Annotated in this window: 21 protein-coding genes; 11 read left to right on the forward strand and 10 right to left on the reverse strand. The window is 69.3% G+C overall.

The genetic code is table 11. The features are described from left to right. Positions 1-201 precede the first annotated feature (201 nt). From ACMGFG_RS02905 to ACMGFG_RS02925, 5 genes are all read right to left on the reverse strand, one after another. Entirely contained in the window at positions 202-1,422 is a 1,221-nt protein-coding gene (locus ACMGFG_RS02905; RefSeq protein ID WP_436928856.1) for a hypothetical protein, read from the reverse strand. Positions 1,423-1,587: 165 nt separating this feature from the next. Further along, positions 1,588-2,418, reverse strand: a complete 831-nt coding sequence (locus tag ACMGFG_RS02910) for an MBL fold metallo-hydrolase (RefSeq protein WP_436928857.1) — start codon at positions 2,416-2,418, stop codon at positions 1,588-1,590. A gap of 74 nt (positions 2,419-2,492) precedes the next feature. Continuing rightward, the gene (locus ACMGFG_RS02915; protein WP_436928858.1) at positions 2,493-2,891 is read right to left on the reverse strand and encodes a YlbF/YmcA family competence regulator; all 399 of its coding nucleotides are present in this window, start codon (positions 2,889-2,891) and stop codon (positions 2,493-2,495) included. Positions 2,892-2,988: 97 nt separating this feature from the next. Continuing rightward, complete coding sequence (locus ACMGFG_RS02920) at positions 2,989-3,420, reverse strand: hypothetical protein (protein ID WP_436928859.1); 432 nt, start codon at positions 3,418-3,420, stop codon at positions 2,989-2,991. A gap of 85 nt (positions 3,421-3,505) precedes the next feature. Next, a complete protein-coding gene (locus ACMGFG_RS02925) occupies positions 3,506-3,781 on the reverse strand; it encodes a hypothetical protein (RefSeq protein WP_436928860.1) in 276 nt (91 codons plus the stop codon). 144 nt (positions 3,782-3,925) lie between these two features. On the opposite strand from ACMGFG_RS02925, the gene ACMGFG_RS02930 reads away from it, so the two are divergent. The 6 genes from ACMGFG_RS02930 to ACMGFG_RS02955 all read left to right on the forward strand — a co-directional run bounded on the left by ACMGFG_RS02930 (position 3,926) and on the right by ACMGFG_RS02955 (position 9,885). Beyond that, the gene (locus tag ACMGFG_RS02930; protein WP_436928861.1) at positions 3,926-4,060 is read left to right on the forward strand and encodes a hypothetical protein; all 135 of its coding nucleotides are present in this window, start codon (positions 3,926-3,928) and stop codon (positions 4,058-4,060) included. A 118-nt stretch (positions 4,061-4,178) separates the two neighbouring features. Beyond that, the gene (gene dph2 / locus ACMGFG_RS02935; RefSeq protein ID WP_436928862.1) at positions 4,179-5,252 is read left to right on the forward strand and encodes a diphthamide biosynthesis enzyme Dph2; all 1,074 of its coding nucleotides are present in this window, start codon (positions 4,179-4,181) and stop codon (positions 5,250-5,252) included. Positions 5,253-5,445: 193 nt separating this feature from the next. Further along, positions 5,446-7,473, forward strand: a complete 2,028-nt coding sequence (locus tag ACMGFG_RS02940; protein ID WP_436928863.1) for a sensor histidine kinase — start codon at positions 5,446-5,448, stop codon at positions 7,471-7,473. A 73-nt stretch (positions 7,474-7,546) separates the two neighbouring features. Further along, on the forward strand, positions 7,547-7,987 hold the full coding sequence (locus ACMGFG_RS02945) for a response regulator (protein WP_436928864.1): 441 nt from the start codon (positions 7,547-7,549) through the stop codon (positions 7,985-7,987). Next, a complete protein-coding gene (locus tag ACMGFG_RS02950; RefSeq protein WP_436928865.1) occupies positions 7,987-9,057 on the forward strand; it encodes a sensor histidine kinase in 1,071 nt (356 codons plus the stop codon). Before ACMGFG_RS02945 ends, ACMGFG_RS02950 begins: the two co-directional genes overlap by 1 nt. Positions 9,058-9,186: 129 nt before the next feature. Next, positions 9,187-9,885 carry an METTL5 family protein gene (locus ACMGFG_RS02955; RefSeq protein WP_436928866.1) on the forward strand — a complete coding sequence of 233 codons (699 nt, stop codon included), beginning with the start codon at positions 9,187-9,189 and terminating at the stop codon, positions 9,883-9,885. A gap of 27 nt (positions 9,886-9,912) precedes the next feature. Here the strand turns inward: ACMGFG_RS02955 and ACMGFG_RS02960 are convergent, their stop codons facing one another. Beyond that, positions 9,913-11,613 (reverse strand): rhomboid family intramembrane serine protease, encoded by a 1,701-nt coding sequence (locus ACMGFG_RS02960; protein WP_436928867.1) that lies wholly within the window; start codon positions 11,611-11,613, stop codon positions 9,913-9,915. A gap of 240 nt (positions 11,614-11,853) precedes the next feature. On the opposite strand from ACMGFG_RS02960, the gene ACMGFG_RS02965 reads away from it, so the two are divergent. Next, positions 11,854-12,183 carry a DUF5789 family protein gene (locus ACMGFG_RS02965; RefSeq protein WP_436928868.1) on the forward strand — a complete coding sequence of 110 codons (330 nt, stop codon included), beginning with the start codon at positions 11,854-11,856 and terminating at the stop codon, positions 12,181-12,183. Between the two features lie 14 nt (positions 12,184-12,197). On the opposite strand, the gene aglJ is transcribed toward ACMGFG_RS02965, so the two are convergent. Then, a complete protein-coding gene (aglJ, locus tag ACMGFG_RS02970; RefSeq protein ID WP_436928869.1) occupies positions 12,198-13,250 on the reverse strand; it encodes an S-layer glycoprotein N-glycosyltransferase AglJ in 1,053 nt (350 codons plus the stop codon). A 124-nt stretch (positions 13,251-13,374) separates the two neighbouring features. After that, positions 13,375-13,539, reverse strand: a complete 165-nt coding sequence (locus ACMGFG_RS02975) for a DUF8595 family protein (RefSeq protein WP_436928870.1) — start codon at positions 13,537-13,539, stop codon at positions 13,375-13,377. Positions 13,540-13,628: 89 nt separating this feature from the next. Here ACMGFG_RS02975 and ACMGFG_RS02980 point away from each other — a divergent pair, with 89 nt between their 5' ends. Both ACMGFG_RS02980 and ACMGFG_RS02985 read left to right on the forward strand, forming a co-directional pair. Next, positions 13,629-14,486, forward strand: coding sequence for a TrmB family transcriptional regulator (locus ACMGFG_RS02980; protein WP_436928871.1), 858 nt, complete (start codon positions 13,629-13,631; stop codon positions 14,484-14,486). A gap of 87 nt (positions 14,487-14,573) precedes the next feature. Beyond that, positions 14,574-15,482: a glycosyltransferase family A protein gene (locus ACMGFG_RS02985; RefSeq protein WP_436928872.1), complete on the forward strand. Its 909-nt coding sequence runs from the start codon at positions 14,574-14,576 to the stop codon at positions 15,480-15,482. Positions 15,483-15,541: 59 nt separating this feature from the next. On the opposite strand, the gene ACMGFG_RS02990 is transcribed toward ACMGFG_RS02985, so the two are convergent. After that, positions 15,542-16,882, reverse strand: coding sequence for a sulfatase-like hydrolase/transferase (locus tag ACMGFG_RS02990; RefSeq protein WP_436928873.1), 1,341 nt, complete (start codon positions 16,880-16,882; stop codon positions 15,542-15,544). A gap of 1 nt (position 16,883) precedes the next feature. Beyond that, a complete protein-coding gene (locus ACMGFG_RS02995) occupies positions 16,884-17,870 on the reverse strand; it encodes an alkaline phosphatase family protein (protein ID WP_436928874.1) in 987 nt (328 codons plus the stop codon). 184 nt (positions 17,871-18,054) lie between these two features. On the opposite strand from ACMGFG_RS02995, the gene ACMGFG_RS03000 reads away from it, so the two are divergent. Continuing rightward, entirely contained in the window at positions 18,055-19,452 is a 1,398-nt protein-coding gene (locus ACMGFG_RS03000) for a sulfatase-like hydrolase/transferase (protein WP_436928875.1), read from the forward strand. 182 nt (positions 19,453-19,634) lie between these two features. Next, on the forward strand, positions 19,635-20,966 hold the full coding sequence (locus ACMGFG_RS03005; protein WP_436928876.1) for a sulfatase family protein: 1,332 nt from the start codon (positions 19,635-19,637) through the stop codon (positions 20,964-20,966). Positions 20,967-20,978 lie beyond the last annotated feature (12 nt).

Raw genomic sequence — 20,978 nt, forward strand, 5'->3', positions numbered from 1 at the left:
CTACGTCTGTCCACCCGCGGGACACCTGTCGCCGCCCGGCGCCGCTCGATTCCGGTGTTCGGCGCCGCTCGATTCCGGTGTTCGGCGCCGCTCGACTCCCCTCCGTCCGGCGCCGCTCGACTCCCCTCCGTCCGGCGCCGCTCGACTCCCCTCCGTCCGGCGCCGCTCGACTCCGATATCCGTCGGTCCTACCTGAACCGCTCAGCTGCCGCCGATGACCGAGGAGAGCTGCTCGCGCCACTCCTTGAGCTCCTCGATCTCGTCGTTGATGTCCTCGATGTCCGAGCGCACGTCCTCGACGTCGATGTCGCCGACCTGCGCTTCGAGCTCGTCGAGGTCCTCCTCCACGTCGTCGACGGTGTTCTCGACGGAATCGACTTCGTTCTGGACGGAGTCGACCTCGTTCTGGACGGACTCCACGTCGTCGAGCACCTCGTCCATGTCCGACTGGAGCGCGTCCATCGACGACTCGACGGAGGCGACGGTCTCCTCGACCTCGGAGATCGACGCCTCGTGGCCGGAGGCCATCTCGCGGACCTCCTCCAGCTCGGACTCGAACGACTCGACCTGCTCGCGGAACTCCTCGATCATCTCGTCGCCGGTGCCGTTCTCGTCGAGGAATTCCTCCAGCGCGGACGTGTAGGCGAGGAGATCCGACACCTCGGTCTGGAGGTGCTGGATGCGCGCGTCGACGCTGCCCTTGTCGTCCTCGGCGAGGTCGAACGCCTTGCGCAGCAGCTTCACGTCCTCGGCGTCGACGTTCTGGTTGCGGATCTCCGCGGCGAGCGCGCCGACCAGCGAGTCCACGTCGGCGTCCTCGACGGCCACGGTCCCGCCGCCCGAGGAGCCGCCGCCACCGCCACCGCCGCCACCGCCGCCCGACCCGGCGTCGTCGGGCTCGTTGGGGTCTTTCAGGTTCAGCGTCTCCACGTCCTCGTCGCTCCCGTCGGCCTCGTCGTCGTCGTCTTCGAGCCCCGGCACGTCGCCGTCGCCGGAGATCACGTCGCGGACCACGTCGCTGCTGTCCTCGTCGACGACGCTGCCCTCGCCGTCGTCCAGCGGCGGGTCGACCGACTCGACGGTCGGCGTCGTGAGGAACTGCTCGACGTTGTCGGTCCCGGTCGCCCGGATGCCGTAGACCGTCGTGTAGTCCGCGCCCGCCTCCAGTTCGCGCTCGAAGGTGATCTGCTCCTCGTCGATGGTCCAGTACTCGGAGCCGTACTCCGGATGGAAACCCAGGTCCTCGACGGCCACGTCCTCGGGCACCTGGTCGACCAGCGTCACCGTCACCGTCTCCGAGCGCGCCGACTGGATCTCGAAGGCGATCGCCGGCACCGGGAACTCGTCCTCCTCGAACCGCTTGTCCACCGTCACCCCGTCCGACGAGACGGACACTTTTTCGTACTGCTGTGAGTCGCTCATGTGTTCTCTCTCGTTTAGGGACCAACTTAATGATACTTATTGTCCAGATCCTTTCATCTCTACTCAGCGGAAGGAACGCGCGGAATTTTGGGGAAAAGCGACCGGCCGTCCGTCGATTCCGGTCCGGGAGTGCGCGGTCGGCATCGGCGCGGCCCGGTGGCCTTCCTACAGGTCGAACCGGTCGCCGATCTCGACGACCCGCAAGTTCGCGGGGTACTCGAAGCTCGCGGCGTGGTTGTGCAGCACCGTCGGCTCGGTGGTCATGCCCTTCCACATGTCCCAGTGGCTCGGCACGAGCGTGTCGAGCTGGAGTTCGTTGGCGGCCTCGATCACCATGTTCTCGTCGCTGTACCACCGGGTGCGCACGTCCTCGCCCGTCTCCTTGTCCTGGATATTGCCGACCGCGCCGAACGCCAGCACCCCGATGTCGATGTCGTACTCCTCGCCCACCTGCTCGAACTCGCCTGGGCGGGCGTCGCCGCCGTGGAAGAACGTGCCCGCCTCGTGCTCGAAGACCAGCGAGACCGGGTGGATAGCGTCCGGGTCATTTGCGGGTTCCACGTGGACGGTCAGCTCCCCGAGTTCGACCGTGTCGCCTTCCTCGATCTCGTGGAGCTGGTCGTCGCTCACGCCCCACTCGCCGGTCCAGTCCTCCTCGTCGATCACGTCGTGGCCGGCGTCGGCCGTGTAGTAGTCGGCGCCCGTGTTCGCGAGGATCGGCGCCTGGCTCGGCCCGTGGACGTGGTCGACGTGCTCGTGGGTGCCGAACACGGCGTCGGCCTCGGCCACGTCCTCGGGCTCGAACGGGACGGGGATCATCCGCACGGTCCGCGGCGGGTCGCCGATCCCCAGGTAGGGGTCGATGAAGACCGTCGTGTCGTCGCTGGCCTTGAGTACGAAGCCGTTACAGCCGAGGTACCAGACCGCGAGGGTGTCCGGCGACGCCGATTCGACCGCACGTGGGAGCCAGTCGCCCCAGTCGCTTTCCACTGTCATACCGGTAACTCCGCGCGACGCCAGCAAAAAGGTGGGTGAAACCGGCCGTCCGCTCCCCGGCCCGTCCGGGAGGGTCAGTCCTCGCAGCAGCCGCCGGCCTTCCCGCCGAAGTCGACCGTCAGCGGCTCGGAGATGAGCTCGTTGAGTTCCTGCAGGCGCAGCTCCAGTTCGCTCTGGACTTCGAGGTACTCCGCCATCTTCGGGTGGTCGTGCAGCTCCTCCTGGGCGTCCTGCAGGGTCCGGAGGTCCTCCTGGGTGGCCTCGTTGGTCTGGCGCGCGAGCATGAACTCCTCGCGGATCTGCTCGAACTCGCGGATCTGCTCCTGGAGGTCCTCGTCGGCCTCGACCTCGGCCTTGGCCTCGCGGTAGCGCTCGTAGACGGGCAGCTCCGCGATGCGCTCGCCGAGTTCGCGGGCGAGCGCGTCGACCTCCTCGCCGGCCTCCGCGTTCGCCGCGTCGGTCTCGATGCTCATACTCGCCGTTGGTCTCTCGCGGGTTTCAAGGTGCCGACTCCGGCCGCGGTCGCCGGGTCGACTCTATCGAACGGCAGCCGCCGAGCACCCTCGGCACTCACCGCCCGGTGAGGTCGTCGGCGTCGAGCGGGCGGAGTCCCAGCCGGCGACGGACGCGGTCGCGGAACACCGCCGCCGCGGCGACCGGGTAGGCGATAGCCAGCGCGCCAGCCCGCGCGAGGACCGTCGAGGGGAGCGAGACGTCGAGCGACCGGAGGACTGCGAGGCCGGCCAGGCCCGCGGCGCCGCTGGCGACGTACAGCGCGACGACGAAGACGGCCAGCCGGCGGTACGACCAGTCGCCGGCGACGAACGGGTAGCTCCCGCCGATCGCGACGACGGCCGCGGCGGTCTGGGGCGGCTGTGCGAACAGCGTCGCGTCCGCGGCGAGCGCGTAGCCGACCGTAAAGGCCGGCGCGAGCCCGAGGTAGAGCCCGACCGCCGCGAGCAGGAAGTCGACGGTGGCGGACGCCCACGTGCGGAGGGACATACCCGTCCCCGAGTGCGCCAGCGTCAAAGCTCCCGCGACTGCGGGGGGACCGGAACTTCGGGACCCCGCGGATAGGTCCGCGAACCTACCCGAGCAACAGCACGTCGAGCGCGAGGCTCGCGAGCGCGAACGCGACCCAGAAGGTCAGGAACGCGAGGATGAACGGGTTCAGCCCGTCCCGGGGCTCGCGGTCGGCCTGGCGGGGCGGTCGGCCGTGCCAGCTGTCCAGCGGGCGGTCCTGCATCGCGAAAAAGCGGGTTCGGACGGCGAGACGAGTGACCGCGACCGCGGCGCCGGCCGCGACGGCGAACGAGGCGACGGCGACGACCGCCGTGCGGAGGACGGTCGGGAGGGGGACCATCGTCGGTCGACCCTACTCGGCGGGTGGCGTTAAATGCGTGGCCGTACTCGCTTTCGGGCCGGATCGTCGGGGAGCGCGTCACCGGAACCGGCGACGTTCGCACGCTCCCCGAGCCCTTATCCGACGCGGGACCGAAACGGGGGTATGGTCTCAGAACTCGTCGTCGGCGGGCTGCTCGCGCTGCTGGTGTTCGGCTTCCTCCGGTTCCAGGACCGCATCGTCTCGGCGCTGACCCGCGCCCGCGGCGGCGACGAGCGGGTCGTCATCGAGGACCCCTGACCGGACGGGGGCCCGGTTTTTCGCGCTCGTCGGGCCGGCCAGCGGCGGATCCGTCACCGGCTGACAGTGGCGGGTGGGACCGCGGAGGTTTTACCCCGCGAGCGGATACGAGCCTCCAATGAGCAAGGATTCGCGCGGCGAGGCCGAGGACGCGGCTCGCACCGAGGGCGACCTCAGGGAGACGGGGATGTCGCTGCGCCACGACCGCGAGTGGGACTACGAACTCGACCGCATCGTCGACGCCGTCGAAGAGCGCGACGCCGAGACCGTCGGCCTCCAGTTCCCAGAGGGACTGAAGCGCCGCGGCCCCCGCGTCGCCGACGACCTGCGCGCCGAACTGCCCGACGACGTAACCGTCATGATCTCCGGCCAGCCCTGCTACGGTGCCTGCGACCTGGACACCTACCTCATGCGCCGGACGGACGTGTTCGTCCACTTCGGCCACTCCCCGATGAAGGAGTCGGACAAGATCATCTACGTCCCCCTCTTCTCGAACGTCGACGTCTTCCCGATCATGGAGCGGGCGCTCGACGAGGAACTCGCGCCGGCCGACGAGGACGAGGACGTGGGCCTCGTCACGACCGCCCAGCACATGAACAAGTTCGACGAGATGCGCTCGTGGCTGGAGGAGCGGGGCTACACCGTCCACACCCGCAAGGGCGACGAGCGGCTCACCCACGAGGGCCAGGTGCTGGGCTGTAACTACGCCAGCGCGGACGTCGACGCCGACCAGATGCTCTACGTCGGCGGCGGGAAGTTCCACCCGCTCGGCCTCGCGATGGAACACCCCGACAAGAAGGTCATTATTGCCGACCCGGTCAACAACGCCGTCTCCGTCGCCGACACGGAGAAGTTCATGAAACAGCGCTACGGCGCGGTCCACCGCGCGATGGACGCCGAGGAGTGGGGCGTCATCTTCTGCACCAAGATCGGCCAGGGCCGCTGGGACCAGGCCCAGGAGATCGTCGAGAACAACGACGACGCCTACCTCATCACGATGGACGAGGTGACGCCCGACCGGCTGACCAACTTCGGGATGGACGCCTACGTCAACACCGGCTGTCCCCGGATCACGACCGACGACGGCCCGCAGTTCAAGAAACCGATGCTCACCCCCCAGGAGTACCGCATCGCCATCGGCGAGGAACCCCTGGAGGCGCTGGAGTTCGACACGTTCCACGGCACCTGGTAGCCCGCCGCCGGCGGCCTGTTTTCGCGGGTCCTGTGGAGTATCAGCCGCGATAACTGGTGGCACAACGATTTACAGTCGGACGGTGAGCCTCGCGTATGCGCACCGAATCGAGCGCGAGAGCCCAGCGAGTGGCGGTCGGTCGTGGGCCCACCGGCCCGACGGCGACGGTGGCCGACCGCGGAGGGAACAGTCCGTGAGCGACGGTCGCCCGTCGTCGTCGACGTACGTCAGGCCGCTCGACGAGCAGGAACCGGGAGTCAGCGTGGTCTGTCTCCACCCGGACGCGGCGACGGGCGAGCGCCTCGCCGACGGTATCGAGGCGGCCGGCGACGCGACGGATGCGACGGCGGTGACGACGGTGTCGTCGGCGTTCGAGCGTCTGGACGCCGAGGACGCCGGCTGTCTCGTGTGCGGGCTGGCCGCGGGGGAGCCGGACGGGATCGCGGTCCTCGAACGCCTGCGGGCGGAGCACGGCGACCTGCCGTTCGTGCTGGTCACCGGGGACGGCAGCGAGCGCGTCGCGGCCGACGCCGTCAACGCGGGCGCGGACGGGTACGTCACGTACGACGGCGAGCCCGGGTCCGAGACGTTTCGAACGCTCGTCGACCGGATCGAGGCGGTCGTCGAGACGTATCGCGCCCACGAGCGCTACGAGGACGCGACGGAGTTGCTCTTCCGGCTGACCGAGTACACGACGGACACGCTGTGGATGTTCACGGCGGACTGGTCGGAGACGGTCATCGTCAACTCCGCGTACGAAGACGTGTGGGACCGGACGAAGGCGGCCCTGATCGACGACCCGACCGACTTCCTCGAGGGGATCCACCCGGAGGACCGCGAGATGGTCGGCGAGAAGATGGGCGTCCTCTCGGAGGGCGACCCGGCCGACCTCGAGTACCGCACCCTGACCGGCGACGACGAGACGCGGTGGCTCAGCGTCCACGCCGAACCCGTCTTCGACGAGGACGGCGACGTGTCGTACGTCGCGGGATTCACGCGCGACATCTCCGAGCTCAAGCGGCGGGAGGAACGACTGAAGGAGCTCGCCGAGACGACGCGACAGCTCCCGCACGCTCGGTCGGAGACCGAGGTCGCCGAGATCATCGTCGATATCGTCGACTCGATCGCCGGCTGTCCGGTCACCGCCTACTGGTCGTACGACGAAGGGGGCGACAGGCTCGAGCCGCTGTTCGCGTCGGAGCGCGCGCTCGAAGTCGCCGGGGTCGAGACCCCACGGGCTCTGCCGGATATCGAACGAGGTCACGACGAGATGGACGTGTTCGAGGCGGGAGAGCTGTCGGTCGTGGCCGATTACGGCGACCTGCCGAACCCGTCGTCCCCGGAGTCCGACCTGGAGACGCTGATGCTGGTTCCGGTCGGCGACCACGGCCTCCTGAACATCGGCAACCCGGGGACGGCCGAGATAGACGAGTTCGAACACACGATGGTCGAGATGGTCGAGCAGGCCATGGTCGACGCCCTGGACCGCGTCGAACGGGAGGCCGAACTCGAACGCCAGCGGACGGAACTGGAACGTTCGAACGAAAGCCTCCAGCAGTTCGCCTACGTCGCCTCCCACGACCTCCAGGAGCCCCTGCGGATGGTGTCGAGCTACGTCACCCTGCTGGAGGAGGAGTACGGCGACAGCTTCGACGAGGAGGGCGAACTGTACATGGAGTACGCCGTCGACGGCGCGACGCGGATGCAGGAGATGATCGACGCGCTCCTCCAGTACTCGCGGGTGACGACGAAGGGCGACGAGCCGACCGAGACCGACGCCGGGGCCGTCTTCGAGGAGACGGTCCGGAGCCTGGAGCTGTTGATCGACGAGCGCGACGCGACCGTCGACAGCGGCGAACTGCCGGCGGTCACCGTCGACCGCAACCAGCTCGGACAGGTGTTCCAGAACCTCGTCGAGAACGCGCTCCACTACGGCGGCGACGAACCGACCGTGACGGTCGGCGCCGAACGCGAGGACGACCGCGTCCACTTCACCGTCGCCGACGACGGCCCCGGCATCGAGGCCGACCAGCACGACCGCATCTTCGAGATATTCAAACAGAACGCCAGCCGCTCGGGGAGTACCGGCATCGGGCTGGCGATGTGCAAGCGCATCGTCAACCGCCACGGCGGCGAGATCTGGGTCGAGTCCGAACCCGGCGACGGCGCGACGTTCCACTTCACGATGCCGGCGACAGCGGAGACGGAGATCCACGCATGACCCCCCACGACACGACCGCGACCGACCGAGCGCGAACCGGCGACGAACCGACTCGACTCGCGGAGGCGCGGGTATGAACGACCACGGCGAACCGGTCGAGATACTCCTCGCCGAGGACAACCCCGGTGACGTGACGCTGACGCGGAAGGCGCTCGAACGGGGGAACATCAGCAACAACCTCCACGTCGTCAACGACGGCGTCGAGGCGCTCGCCTTTCTCCGCCAGGAGGGGGAGTACGCCGACGAGCCCCGCCCCGACCTCGTCCTGCTCGACCTCAACATGCCGCGCAAGGACGGCCGAGACGTGCTGGAGGAGATCAAAACGGACGACGACCTCAGGCGGATCCCGATCGTCGTCATGACGAGCTCGGAGGCCGAGGAGGACATCGTCCAGTCGTACGACCTGCACGCCAACGCGTACCTGACCAAACCGATCGACTTCGACGGCTTCCTCGACATCGTCGAACGGATCGAGGACTTCTGGCTCACCGTCGTCAGGATGCCCCCGGAGTGATGGAGTCGACCGTCAACGCGCTGCTCGTCGAAGACAACCCCGGCGACGCGAAGCTCGTCGAGCATCACCTCGACAACTCCTCGGTCCGGGCGTTTCTCGACGAGGTCGCGCTCACCCACGTCGAGTCACTGTCGGCCGCGCGCGACGCGCTCGCCGCGGGACACTACGACGTGCTCCTGCTCGACCTCGGGCTCCCCGAGTCCGAGGGGATCGAGACGCTCCGCCGTGCCGCGGGGTTCGACTCGAACGTACCGATCATCGTGCTCACCGGGCTCGACAACACGGACATCGCCGTCGAGGCGATCCAGTCGGGCGCCCAGGACTACCTGCCGAAAGGCGACCTCGACGGCGACAGACTGGTGCGAGCGCTCCGCTACGCCATCGACCGCCACGAGCAGGAACAGACGCTCGCGCGCCGCAACGAACAGCTCGACTTCTTCAACAGCGTCCTCCGGCACGACATGATGAACGGGTTCAACGTCATCATGGCGCGGGCCGATATGCTCCGGAACGACCTGGACGACCCCGAACACGTGGGCCACGCCGAGAGCATCTACGACTGGAGCGTCAAGATCACCGACCTGAGCGGGAAGGTGCGGTCGATCCTCGACTCCGTCGCCAGCGACGGGGACACTGCCCTCGAGGCGGTCGCGCTCCGACCGCTGGTCGCCGAGGAGGCCGACCGCGTCGACGCGATGACCGACCGGGTGGACGTCGACGCGTCGGTCCCGGCGGGACTGACCGTCCTCGCGAACGACCTCCTCGACGACGTGGTCGGGAACCTCCTCACGAACGCCGTCGAGCACTCCGAGGAGACCACGAACGTCGTCGTCACCGCGGAGGACGGCGGGTCGACCGTCTGTCTCCGGGTGGCCGACGACGGGACGGGACTCCCCCCGGAGGACCGGGCCGACATCTTCGAGCGCGGTGGGAAGGGGGCCGCCTCCTCGGGCACGGGCTTCGGCCTCTTTTTCGTCTCCTCGATGGTCGAGTCCTACGGCGGGTCCGTCCGCGCCGAAGAGAGCGACCGCGGCGGCGCCGCCTTCGTACTGGAACTCCCCCGGGCGTGACCCGCCCGCGACCCGTCGTGAATTACTCTCGGGCATTCAACAACGTTTTTGCATACGCGGGAGATATTGTCGACGGATGACCGACCAGGCGCGACGCGCGAGCGAGTCCGGGAACCGCGGGGTGAGAGCGTGAGCACGAAGACACGGCTGGCCCAGCAGCTGGCGGTCGTCGCGGGCTTCGAGGACCCGCGGGTCGACCTCGAACAGTACCGGACGCCGCCGGACATCGCGGCCCACCTGATCCACACGGCGGACCTGCAGGGCGACATCGAGGGCCGGACGGTCGTCGACCTGGGCACCGGGACGGGGATGCTCGCGCTCGGGGCCGTCCTGCGGGGCCCCGAGCGGGTCGTCGGCGTCGACCTGGACCCGGGGCCGCTGGCGACGGCGCGGGCCAACGAGGGCCGGGTCGCGGCCGCCGCCGACGTGGAGTGGGTCCGGGCCGACGCGACCGCGGTCCCGCTGTGCCCGGACGGCCCGACGACGGTCGTGATGAACCCGCCGTTCGGCGCCCAGTCGGGCAACGAACACGCCGACCGGGCGTTCCTCGCGACCGCCGCCGCCATCAGCGAGGTGTCCTACTCGGTCCACAACGCCGGCAGCGAGGAGTTCGTCGAGTCGTTCGCCGCCGACAGCGGCGGCCGCGTCACCCACGCCTTCGCCGCCGAACTCGACCTGCCCCGCCAGTTCGACTTCCACGAGGCCGACTCGCAGACCGTCGACGTGGAGGTCTTCCGGATCGCCTGGGACGGGGACGACGGCGACGCCGGAGACGCCGGCGACGCAGAGGACACGGGCGGCGGCGGCGCCGACGACGGCGCCGAGTGACTGCTACGCGCACGAGACACTCGCAGTTCAGCCCTGCCGCGCCCGCGGCACCGACTTGCTGGCCACCTGCACTCTCGTCCGGCCGCTGGTCGCGACCAGCTCGCGGCCGGTCCGGTTGAGCCGTAGCCCGCCGACGGTCGTCGCGTTCGACGGCCCGGGGACCGGCGCCCGGTCGAGGACGGTCCCGTTCGTCGAGACGATGGCCTCGAACCCGCCCTCGACCGGTGCGATCGAGACGTTGCGGCCGTCGATCACCGGCCGCGCGCGGCGCGCGTCGGACGCGTAGGCGAGCCGCCCGCGCTCGCCCCGCTCGCGGAGCGACACCCTGTACACCGACCCGTTGCCGACCAGCGACCAGCCCTCGCGGTCCGCGTAGACCGTCTCGCGCCAGCCCAGCCCGCCGACGCGGACGGCCGCGCCGCCGCTGAAGGCGAGCTGGCTCTTCGAGACCGCTTCGAGCCAGATGCGGCGGTCCTCGCTGAGGACGACCACCCCGCTGGAGCGGATCGTCCCCGTGTCGCCGTAGAGGTACTCGTTGACCAGCGAGACGTACTGGTTGGGCTCGTGCTCGACGTAGGTGACGGTGTAGTCGCGGACCTCGACGGTCGCGGCGTCGGCCGGCAGTTCCCCGGAGACGGTCGCGAAGCCGAACGGCACCGCGAACGACGAGAGCACGACCAGCGCGACGGCGATCACCACCACGGGCGCGTCGGGGGCGGGGAGGCCGACGCTCCGTCCCTCCAGCCGCGGGAGCAGCGACCGGTTCGACGCCGAGACGGCAGTCGCGATCAGCGCCGCCGAGATGAAGATCACGCCGACGCCGACCGCGCGGAACAGGACGAACCGGTTGGCGCCCATCGGCGCGTAGATCGCCCACAGCGACTGCCGGATGCCCAGCACCAGCGCCGCGAACCACAGGGCGAGCGGGTTCGGGTACTCCTCGCGGGCGGCGAGGACGGCGATCCCGGCGAGCACGCCGGCCAGGATGCCGATCGCGTGGCCCTGGATCGCGATGTCCGCCCACCACGGCGAGAAGAAGCTCGGGCCCGGCTCGCGGCTGATGTAGGGGTTGCGCAGCCCGCGGTAGAGCAGGTCGACGACCCGCTCGGAGACGAGCGCGAGCACCGCCAGCAGCGGCCGCGTCACCATCGCGAAGCCGACGTAGGCGTAGACGACGCCGGAGAACCCGATGACCGGTCCCATCGAGAAGAAGCCGGTGAACACGCCCACGGCGATCGACCCCGCGGGGACCGCCAGCAGGCGGACGAACGGGTTCGCCCGGAGCGACGAGAACGACTCCGAGCCCCGCTCTGTGGGGTAGTGACCGAGGTAGTACTCGACGATCGGGGCGAACACGACCGTCCCGACCAGGTTGCCGGTGATGTGACCGACGCCGTTGTGCGCGAACCCGGCGACGAGAACCCCGAGCGGGTAGAAGTACGACCACGACCGGAAGGGGATCACGAGTGGGCTGTGGGGGTGTTCCCACCCGCCCTGGACGATCCAGTAGACCAGCAGGACGCCGAGGACCGTCAGCAGCGTCCCCCAGGGGACGCCGAGGACGAACCGGGCGCGCAGGCGGTCGCCCCAGCGCTCGCCGGGGACGAGCCGCCGTGCGACGGCGACGGAGACGGCGACGGCGACGAGGAGGAAGAGCTGCTGCCAGGGGGCGACCGCGCGGACGGCCTCGACCAGATCGGCGACCTGCCCGGGCGACGACTGCAGCATGTCCGCCACATAGGGGGCCGGTTAGTTATCGTTGGTGGCGCCACCGGCCTACCGTCGGGCGGTCGGACGCACCCGGAAACGCTCCGGGGAGTCCCGACGCTCGGTGGCGGTCGCGACTCCGAGGGGTCTCGACGCTCGGTTGCGGGCGCGACTCCGGGCGTTGCGGGACGCTCCGAACGGCCCGCTACCGGGAGGTTCGAGCCGCAGGATTTTCGGGGGTCGACGCCGATGTACCCGCTAATGGGAGTTCGGCCACCGTCGAACGACGTGGACGAGGAACCGGACGTCGTCGAGTTCGGGATCGCGGCACTCGACGCGCGACTGGCCGACGCGGACGTGTCCTTCCCCGCGACAGCCGAGGAGTTGCGCGAGTACTTCGGGGACGCGACCGTCCCGTACGACGCGTCGGGCAACGAGATGCCCGTCACCGAGGCGCTGGCCGAGGCCGACGGCGAGTCGTTCGACTCCGAGGACGAGCTGCTCAACGCGCTGCACCCCGTCTTCGAGCGCAAGCGCCAGGCGGCCTCGACGAGCCTCGTCAAGCAGCTGCGCGGGCTCGTCCCCTTCTGAGCCGGTCCGGCCCGTCACCCCTGCCGTTCGGCCGCCGACGGCTCCGGATCGGACGGGCGCTCCCCGTCCGCGCGGTCCGTCGCTCCACCGGCGTCGCGCCCGGTCCCGGACTCGTCGACGCGAGCGGCGCCGCGGGCCCGCTGCTCGCTCAACCGCTCGGTGAGGTCCTCCAGCTGCCGTGTCTGCTCGCGGTTGACCGTGACGATCATGTCCGAGAGCACGCCGAACATCAGTAGCTGGACCCCGAAGATGATGGCCAGCCCCCCCAGGAAGGCGATCACCTCGTGGGAAGTGTTGGCCGTGATCCACTCGACGGCGACGTAGGTACCGAGGACGAGGCCGACGACGAGACTGACGGCTCCGACGCTCCCGAAGTAGAACAGCGGGTTGTTCGTCTTGGCCATCTTGTACAGCGTGAGGATGATGTCGGCGCCGTCGCGGAACGGGCGGAGGTTCGTCTCGGAGTCGTCCGGCCGGGCGCGGTAGCGGATCGGGACCACCTCCGTGCGGACGTTGTGCTTGACGCACTCGACGGCCATCTCCGTTTCGATGCCGAAATGATCCTCCGTCAGCGAGATGCGGTCGATGCTTTCGCGGGTCAGCGCCCGGTAGCCGCTGAGGATGTCACCGTAGTCACGCCCATGGATGAGCGAGAACGCCCGGTTGATGACGCCGTTGCCGAACTGGTTGAGCCGGGTCATCGCACCGTCCTCCATGTCGGCGAAGCGGTCGCCGATGACGTGGTCGGCCCGCCCCTCGAAGATCGGTTCGAGCATCGTCGCGGCGTCCTCGGCCCGGTAGGTCAGGTCGCCGTCGAGCATGAGCACGACCGGGGCGTCGGTCCGCTCGAACCCCTCCTGGAGCGCCTGGCCCTTCCCCTTCGAGCCGCGCTGCTGGACGACGCGCGCGCCCTTCTCCTCGGCGATCGACGGGGTCCCGTCGGTCGACCCGCCGTCGATCACGAGGATGTCGTCGAACCCCTCGGCCGCGAACGACTCGACGACCGGCCCGATAGTCTCGGACTCGTTCAGCGTGGGGATCAGCACGCAGACGTCGTCGTAATCCATCGTCCGCGCTTTGACGCTCCGGGAGAAAAAGGTTCCCCGTTGGACACGGGCTCGCCCACCCCGAGGCGGCCCGCCGCCGGAGCCGTGGGGACGACGGACCGGGGAGAACGACAGCGCGGACGGCTCAGTCGTCGGCGCGCTCCTCGCTCAGGTGCTCCCAGATCTCGGTACACCCGCAGCCGTCGTCCACGTCGTCGAGGTGGGCGTCTGCGCGGGCGTCCCCGTCGGCCGACTCCTCGTCGACCCGGTCGTCCGAGCTCCCGTCGGCCGCGTTGTCGAGTTCGACCATAGTTACTCAGCTTGTGAGTAACTCATGTCGGCGACAGGTAAGTACCTTTCGGGGGCATTTTAAGCCCGGGCGGCGAACCGGGCGGTACCATGAGCGGTGACGGGAGCGCGGTCTTCGACCGGCTGGGGCTGACCGAGTACGAGGAGACGGCGCTGCGGGAGCTGCTCTCGCTCGGGAAGACGACGGCGCCGAACCTCGCCGAGGCGACGGACATCCCGAAGGCCCGGATCTACGGCGTCCTCGACTCGCTGTCCGACCGCGGGTTCGTCGAGGTCATCCCCGGGCGGCCGAAGGAGTACCAGCCCAAACCCCCGGAAGCGATCCTCGACCGCGCCGTCGAGAACCACCGCCAGGACTTCGAGGCGTTCGCCGCTGCCATCGAGGACCTGCGCGAGGACTTCCTCGCGGAGTTCCGCCCCCGTTACGAGCGGGCCAGCGAGGACGTGACCCCGACAGAGGAGCTGTTCCACGTCGTCGACGTGGGCGAACCCAGCGAACGGGAGACCCGGCGGCTCTACCACGAGGCCGACGAGGAGGTCGACGTCGTCACCAAGAGCTTCGAGTACTTCGACTCGGTCGAGCCCGGCCTCGCCGACGCGCTGGAGCGGGGCGTCGACGTCTCGGTCCTGATGCTCGTCCCCGACTTCCTCTCGACGGACCCGCGCGACGAGCCCGCCATCCAGCGGGAGATCGTCGAGCGGATCCGCGCGGAGTACCCCGCGGTCGAGATCCGCTTCTCGACGGGGAAGCTCCCCTTCCGCGGCCACGTCGTCGACCCGAGCCCCGACTACGAGACGGGGTCGGCCATCCTCCTCGTCGAGGAGGAGGACGTGCCCAACCACATGCGCCAGGCCGCGATCACCGACAACGGCGCCTTCGTCGCCGGCCTGAAGCGGTACTTCGACCTCATCTGGGACCACGAGAGCGTCGCCGACCGCGAGGGGTGACGGGTCCGTGCGGCGACGCGGCCGCGTCGAAAGGGAATCTTCATTGGCGGGCCCGCGGAACCGGCTCCCGAGAACGGTGAGCCCGCAATGATCGCAGGCGCGTCAGTCGCCCTCGGTGTCCCCGTCTACGAGCGGACCGAGAAGCTCCGGAACCTCCTCGAATCGGCCGAGAACGTCCCCGTCGACACCGTCTACGTCGCCGACAACGGCCACACCGACGAGCGGCGCGACCTCTACGACTCCGAGTTCGCGTTCGACTTGGTCCCCATCGACGTCGAGTACGACTCCGGGCTGGGGAACTGCCGGCGGAGCATCGTCGACCGGCTCGACGAGGACTACCTGGTCATCGCCGACAGCGACCACACGATCCCGGGAAACGTGGCGACGCTCGTCGACCAGCTGGAGGCCCGACCCGAGTTCGGCGGCGTCTGCGGGCTCCTCTTCGAGCACGGCGGGCTGCGCGGGACCTGCCACGACCTCTACGAGCGGGGGGACATCCTCGTCCGCGACATCCGCGGCAAGGAGGCGGAGCTCGTCGCCGGCCAGCCGCTCGTCGAGTTCGACTTCCTCCAGAACGTCGCGGCCTTCCGCCGGGAGTGCGTCGAGGACTACGCCTGGGACCCCCAGCTCCAGCAGGGCAAACCCCACCTCGACTTCTACGTCGGCCACAAGCGCCGGACCGACTGGCGGTTCGGCTGCTGTCCGGCGGTGCAGTTCCCCCACTATCCCGGCGGCGGCAGCTCCTACACCGCCAACCGGAACAAGCGCGAACGCCTGATGGACGCCCGCGAGTACTTCCTCGACAAGTGGGGCTACCGCCAGATCGTCTACGGCCAGCTCGAGTGGCTTGAGACCCAGGACCGGCTCCCCTCGGACGGCCGCGTCGCCGAACTGCTCGCGAAGCGACTGCTGACGCGGCTCCCCCTCGAACTGCAGGCGAAGGTGACCGACGCGCGGCAGTTCGTCCGCAAGCTCCAGGGCCGGCCGCCGCTGTAGCGCGCGGTCGGCGACCGCTGTCGCCGTAGCAGGCGCTCACCGGCACCGTCAGAATCCGTCTAGACGTAGCCGAGTTCCGAGAGCCGCTCCTCCACGTCGCTCGGGAGGTCCTGGTCCTCGCCGAGCGCCACGTCCCTGACGGCGAGCGTGTCGACGATGTCGTCGATGGCCGCCCAGACCGTCGCCTCGTCGGCGCCGTCCCACGTCCGGAAGCCGTCGAGCGTCTCGCAGCCGTAACCACCGTCCTCGAGGACGGCGCCGTTGAGCGGCGCGTCGTAGCGCTCGACGGTCGCCTCGTCGTACCCCTGGTTCCGGAGGTGGGAGATCCGCTCGGAGCGGAGCCCGTGGCGCTCGGTGAGATACGAGCGCGACCCGCGGTCGGCGCGCAGGTCGCGGCCGCGCGCCTCCTCGTCGTCCACGCCGGCCGCCGACAGCACCGTCCGGTAGACGTCGAGCAGGCCCACCGTCTCCTCGCGGGTCTCGACGGCGTCCCCGCCGTCCCATATGGTCAGCGGCACGTGCGTGAGTTCGGGGTAGAGCCCGTGGTTGTGCCCCCAGACGCCGTCCTCGCCGAACATCTCGCCGTGGTCCGACACCGTCACGACCACGTCGAACTCCTCGCGGAGCGCCGCGAAGATGTCCCGATAGATGTCCGAGAGATACCGGACGCAGTCCTCGTAGGCCTGGCGCACGTCCGCCGGGTCCGCCTCGGGGCCGTCGCCGACCGTCTCCTCGAAGCTGGGGTTTGCCGAGACGTCGACGCTCCGGTACCCCTCCGGGGCGTTGTACGGCCCGTGGGCCTCCATCAGGTTCACGAAGAGGAACTCGTCGTCGCCGAAGTCGGTCGACTCGACGAGGTCGAGGACCTCGCTGGCGCCGTCGTCTTCGCCGGCGATCGAGGCGATCCCCAGGTCGCGTGCCTTCATCCTGACGCCGAACTTCAGCGACTCGACGGTGTCGACGTCGTCGGCGAAACAGCGTTTGACTGCCCTGAGGAACCGCGTCGGCCCCTCGCCGCGCGTCTCGGAGATGAACTCCGCCCAGTCGACGATGTCGGGGTCGCGCCGGCGGCCCCGCCAGCTGTGGTGGAACTCGTCGAACCCGCGGGTGAACTGGAAGGCGTCCGCGATGTTGGCGTTGGCGCTGAACCCGCGGGTCGTGTAGCCGGCTCGCGAGAGGTGCTCCGCGAGGACGGGCTTCTCGCAGTCGAGCGTCGTGGTCTTGGCGTAGACGCCGAGCTCGCTCGAGTACAACCCGCCGAACAGCGTCGCGTGGACCGGGACGGTCCACCCGCCCGGCGACCACGCGTTCTCGTATCGCGCGCCCGGGAGCCAGTCGAAGTGCTCGTCGAACGAGTCCTTCCGCAGCGTGTCCATCACCACCAGTGCGATGTTCGTCATGTCACATGTACCCGAGGTCTTCCAGCTGCTCTTTCACGCGGTCCCCGCCGACGCCGTCGCCCCCGCCGGCGGCAGGGCGGTGGGTCGGCGTCCCCGAGTGGTCTGTCCCGTCGAGTTCCGCGTCGATGGCCGCCCGCACGTCCGTGACGCTCTCGATCGACTCGACGAGCGACCCGTCGGTCGCGGCGACCATCGCCTCGTGAGTGTGGACGCCGTCCTGCAGGCCGTGGTCGCTGACCAGCAGGAGTTCGTCGTCGTCCCCGAGGTCCGCGCGGAGTTCGCCGACGAACTCGTCGACCTCGTCGTAGGCGGCCCGCTGCAGTTCCGGCCGGTCGTAGGTCACGTGGCCGATCAGGTCGAGTCCGCTCGTGTAGGCGAAGACGAGCTCGTGGCGGCCGCCGCGGTAGGCCCGCCGCGCCCGGGCGATCCGTATCATCGCCATCTCCATGCACTGCTCGTAGAACGTCTCGGGGTCCGAGGAGGTGTGGCCGCCGGTCGCCTCGGGGTCGCGCTCGAACAGGTTCCCCAGGCTCCGCCGGAGGGCGTGTTCGCGGTCCTCGCTGTCAGGGTCGACCACGTAGTTCGGGACGCCGATCGGCTCCGCCTCGCGGCCGTCGAAGACGGTCGTGAGGTCGTTGTCGGCGTAGTAGGTGGCCGGCGTCCGGAAGGCGTCGGTGTCGGTGTTGGTCAGCAGCCAGGCGCCGAGGCGGGTCTGCAGCGAGTCGGGCAGCAGGTAGTCGGCGACCGCGCTGCCGAACTCCAGTACCGGGTTGCCCCACGCCACGCCGTCGTCGCCGAGTTCGAGCCCGTGCTCCGACGGGGGCAACCCCGTGATGATCGTCGGCCAGAGTTCGTGCGTGCTCGGCTCGCCCGCGTGGCTGTCGATCGTCTCGATCGCGCGATGGGCCGCCAGGGTGAGGTTCGGGTGGGCGTCGGCGTCGACCAGGTCCGGGTCGAGCGCGTCCACGCCGAGCACGACCAGCGTCATCTACCGTCCCGGAGTCCGCCGTAGCTCAAGTATCTTGTCGTTTTCCCTACCGTGGGCGACTCTCGTCGGTTTCCCCGCCGCGGCGCTCCCGTCGGTTTCCCGCCGTGGTTCCCCACCCCCGCGATCGCGGGCCGACCGCGAGCGACCCGTTAGACATTACTGCACCGCCGAACTCAGGGCGGACATGGCGCGGAACGTCGTCCTCGTGGTCCTCGACTCCGTCCGGAAAGACTACTTCGACGAGCACGCACCCCGGCTGGCCGACGCGGCGGACGTGTCCTTCGACCACTGCCGCGCGGCGAGCAACTGGAGCCCCTCCAGCCACGGCGCCATCTTCACCGGCGAGCTCCCGCACGTCTCGGGCCTGCACAGCCACGACCCCAGCTACGACGACATCCCCGTCAAGGACACGCTGTTCGACGCCTTCCGCGACCACTACCGCTTCGCCGTCAGCAGCAACCTCTTCGTCGCCCGCCCGTACGGGTTCGACGAGTACTTCGACGAGTTCACCAGCGTCTCGCGCCACGCCGTCTTCGCCGAGGGCGAGGAGATCGACTCGTTCCTCCACGACGTCGACGCCGAGGGGGTCCGCCGCTACTACGAGTTCCTCAGGCAGGCGCTCGGCCACGACGAGACGGTCAGGAGCATCGCCAACGGGCTGATGCTCAAGACCAACGACTATCTGGAGGGCGTGCCCGTCCCGCGGCTGTGGGACTACGGCACCCGGACGCAGCTCTCGCACGCGACCGACCTCGCGACGGCCGGCCGCGAGCCCTTCTTCGGCTTCGTCAACCTGATGGAGACGCACAACCCCCACGCGAACAACGTCTTCTACCGGGCCGAGGACGTTCCGAACGACTGGTGGTCCGACAAGCACCGGACGGTGCCGTTCAACAACCGCCTCCTGGAGGACCCCGATGGCTACGACGAGCACGTCCAGCACTACCGGGACACCTACGCCGCGTCGATCGGCTACGTCGACCGCAAGCTCGTCCCGTTCGTCGAGCGCCTCCAGCGCGAGACCGAGGAGGAGACGACGGTCGTCGTGACTGCCGACCACGGCGAGAACCTCTGTTACCCCGACGACGACGGCATGCTCGGCCACATCGGCAACGTCACCGAGTCGCTGCTGCACGTGCCGCTGCTCGTGTTCAACGCCCCCGAGTCCGTCCGGGAACCCGACGACACCTACTTCTCGCACCTCGACCTGCGGACCCTCGTGGCCGGCCTCGCCGACGACGAACTGCCGACGACCTACAGGGACCGGGTCCCCGCCGAGGTCGTCGGCGGCGCGCCGCCCGACCACGTCGAGAACTACGACTACTGGGACCGGATGATCCGCGCCGTCTACGACGGCGACCGCAAGTACGTCTGGGACTCGTTCGGCGATCGCTCGGTCTACCGTATCGACCGAGACCGCCCCTGCCGCCAGGAGGAAGTCGACGAGCCCTTCGACGAGAGCGTCGAGGAGGTGTTCGAGGTCCCGCTGGCCGAGTTCAAGAGCCGATTCGGCGACGCCCAGGAGAAAGACTGGGGCGACGACATCCCCGAGGACCGGCTGAAGCGGCTCGGCTACCTCTGAGTCGACAGCGCGGACCCGAGCCGGCGGTTCGGACCCCCGGTCGGACGCCCCTCCCACCGGCCCGGAACCGCGGCCCGTAGCGCGGATCTACCGACCCAGCTCCTGGCCCGGAACCGCAGGACTGGAGCCCGACGGCTGGAACGATCCGTATCCATTAAGTTAGTATATCGATGACATCTGGTATGCCCTCCCTGCTGATAACGGTCGACGCCGTCAGGCAGTCCCATCTCGGACAGTTCGGCTACCACCGCGACACGATGCCCGCGCTGGACCGGCTGGCGGCCGACGGGACGACCTTCCCGAACGCCTTCTCGAACGCGCCGTACACGCGGATGTCGATCCCCTCCTTTCACACGTCGCAGTACCGCGGCCACGAACTGATCGGAGAGTCGCCCACAGTCGCCGAAGCCCTCAGCGACGCGGGCGCCCACACCGCCTGCCTCGGGACGCTGACGGGGTTCAGGGACAACGAGGGCGCGCTCGTGTTCGACGAGTACGCCGACCTCGGCCGCGACGAGTTCTACGAGCAGGCCAACCACTCGCCCGTCCTCGACGCCGCGAAGCGGGCCGTCGAGCCGGTGGTCAGCGTCTCGCGCCCGCTCTACGAGGCCGCCGAGTCCGTCCACGACCGCCTGTTCTCGACCCACGAGTTCAAGGGCTACACCAGCGCCGAGCGGATGACCGACGAGGTGATCGACTGGCTCCGCGAGGCCCCCGACGACTTCTTCCTGTGGGTCCACTACATGGAGGGCCACCGCCCCTACGGCGTCCACGACCCCGACCCGGAGTACCTCGACGAACAGCCCGACGACGAGACGATCATGGAGCTCATGGAGACGGCCGGCACCGCGCCCGACGACGTGACGATGGGCCAGAACCGCCTCATCGAGGACCTCTACGACTCCGATCTCCGGTACTGTTCCGAGCATCTCGACCGGCTGTTCGACTTCATGCAGTCGGACGGGCTCTGGGCGGAGACGGACATCTACTTCACCTCCGACCACGGCGAGGAGTTCTACGACCACGGGATGTACTTCCACCGAAACCTCCCGTACGACGAGCTGATCAACGTCCCGCTGTTCACCAAGCTCGCGTCCCGGTCGGGCGGGGAGACGATTGCGGAGGACCGCGAATTACTCGACATCGCTCCGACGATCTGCCGGGAGCACGGCCTCGACACGGACGACCTCCCGTTCCTCGGCACCCATCTCTTCGAGGGCGACGACAGGAAGGTAATCACGACCGGGTCGGCGGCCATCGACGACAGGGCCGTGGTCGGCGGCCGCTGGGACGGCTGGAAGTACATCCGCGACGGCGACCGCCGGCACCTGTTCGACCTCGAGGCCGACCCCGACGAGCGCGCCGACCTCGCGGACGAGCGTCCGGGCGTCGTCGACGAGTTCGAGGCCGAGATCCCCGACCCGCTCTTCCGCACGGAGTCGCTCGGGACCCGCGACCCCGACGACGCCGCCGACGAGGAGCAACTGGCCGCGCTCGGCTACATGGAAGTCTGACCCCGTCCCGTC

It is taken from the genome of Halosimplex halobium, from assembly GCF_051414055.1.
Lineage (GTDB): Archaea > Halobacteriota > Halobacteria > Halobacteriales > Haloarculaceae > Halosimplex > Halosimplex halobium.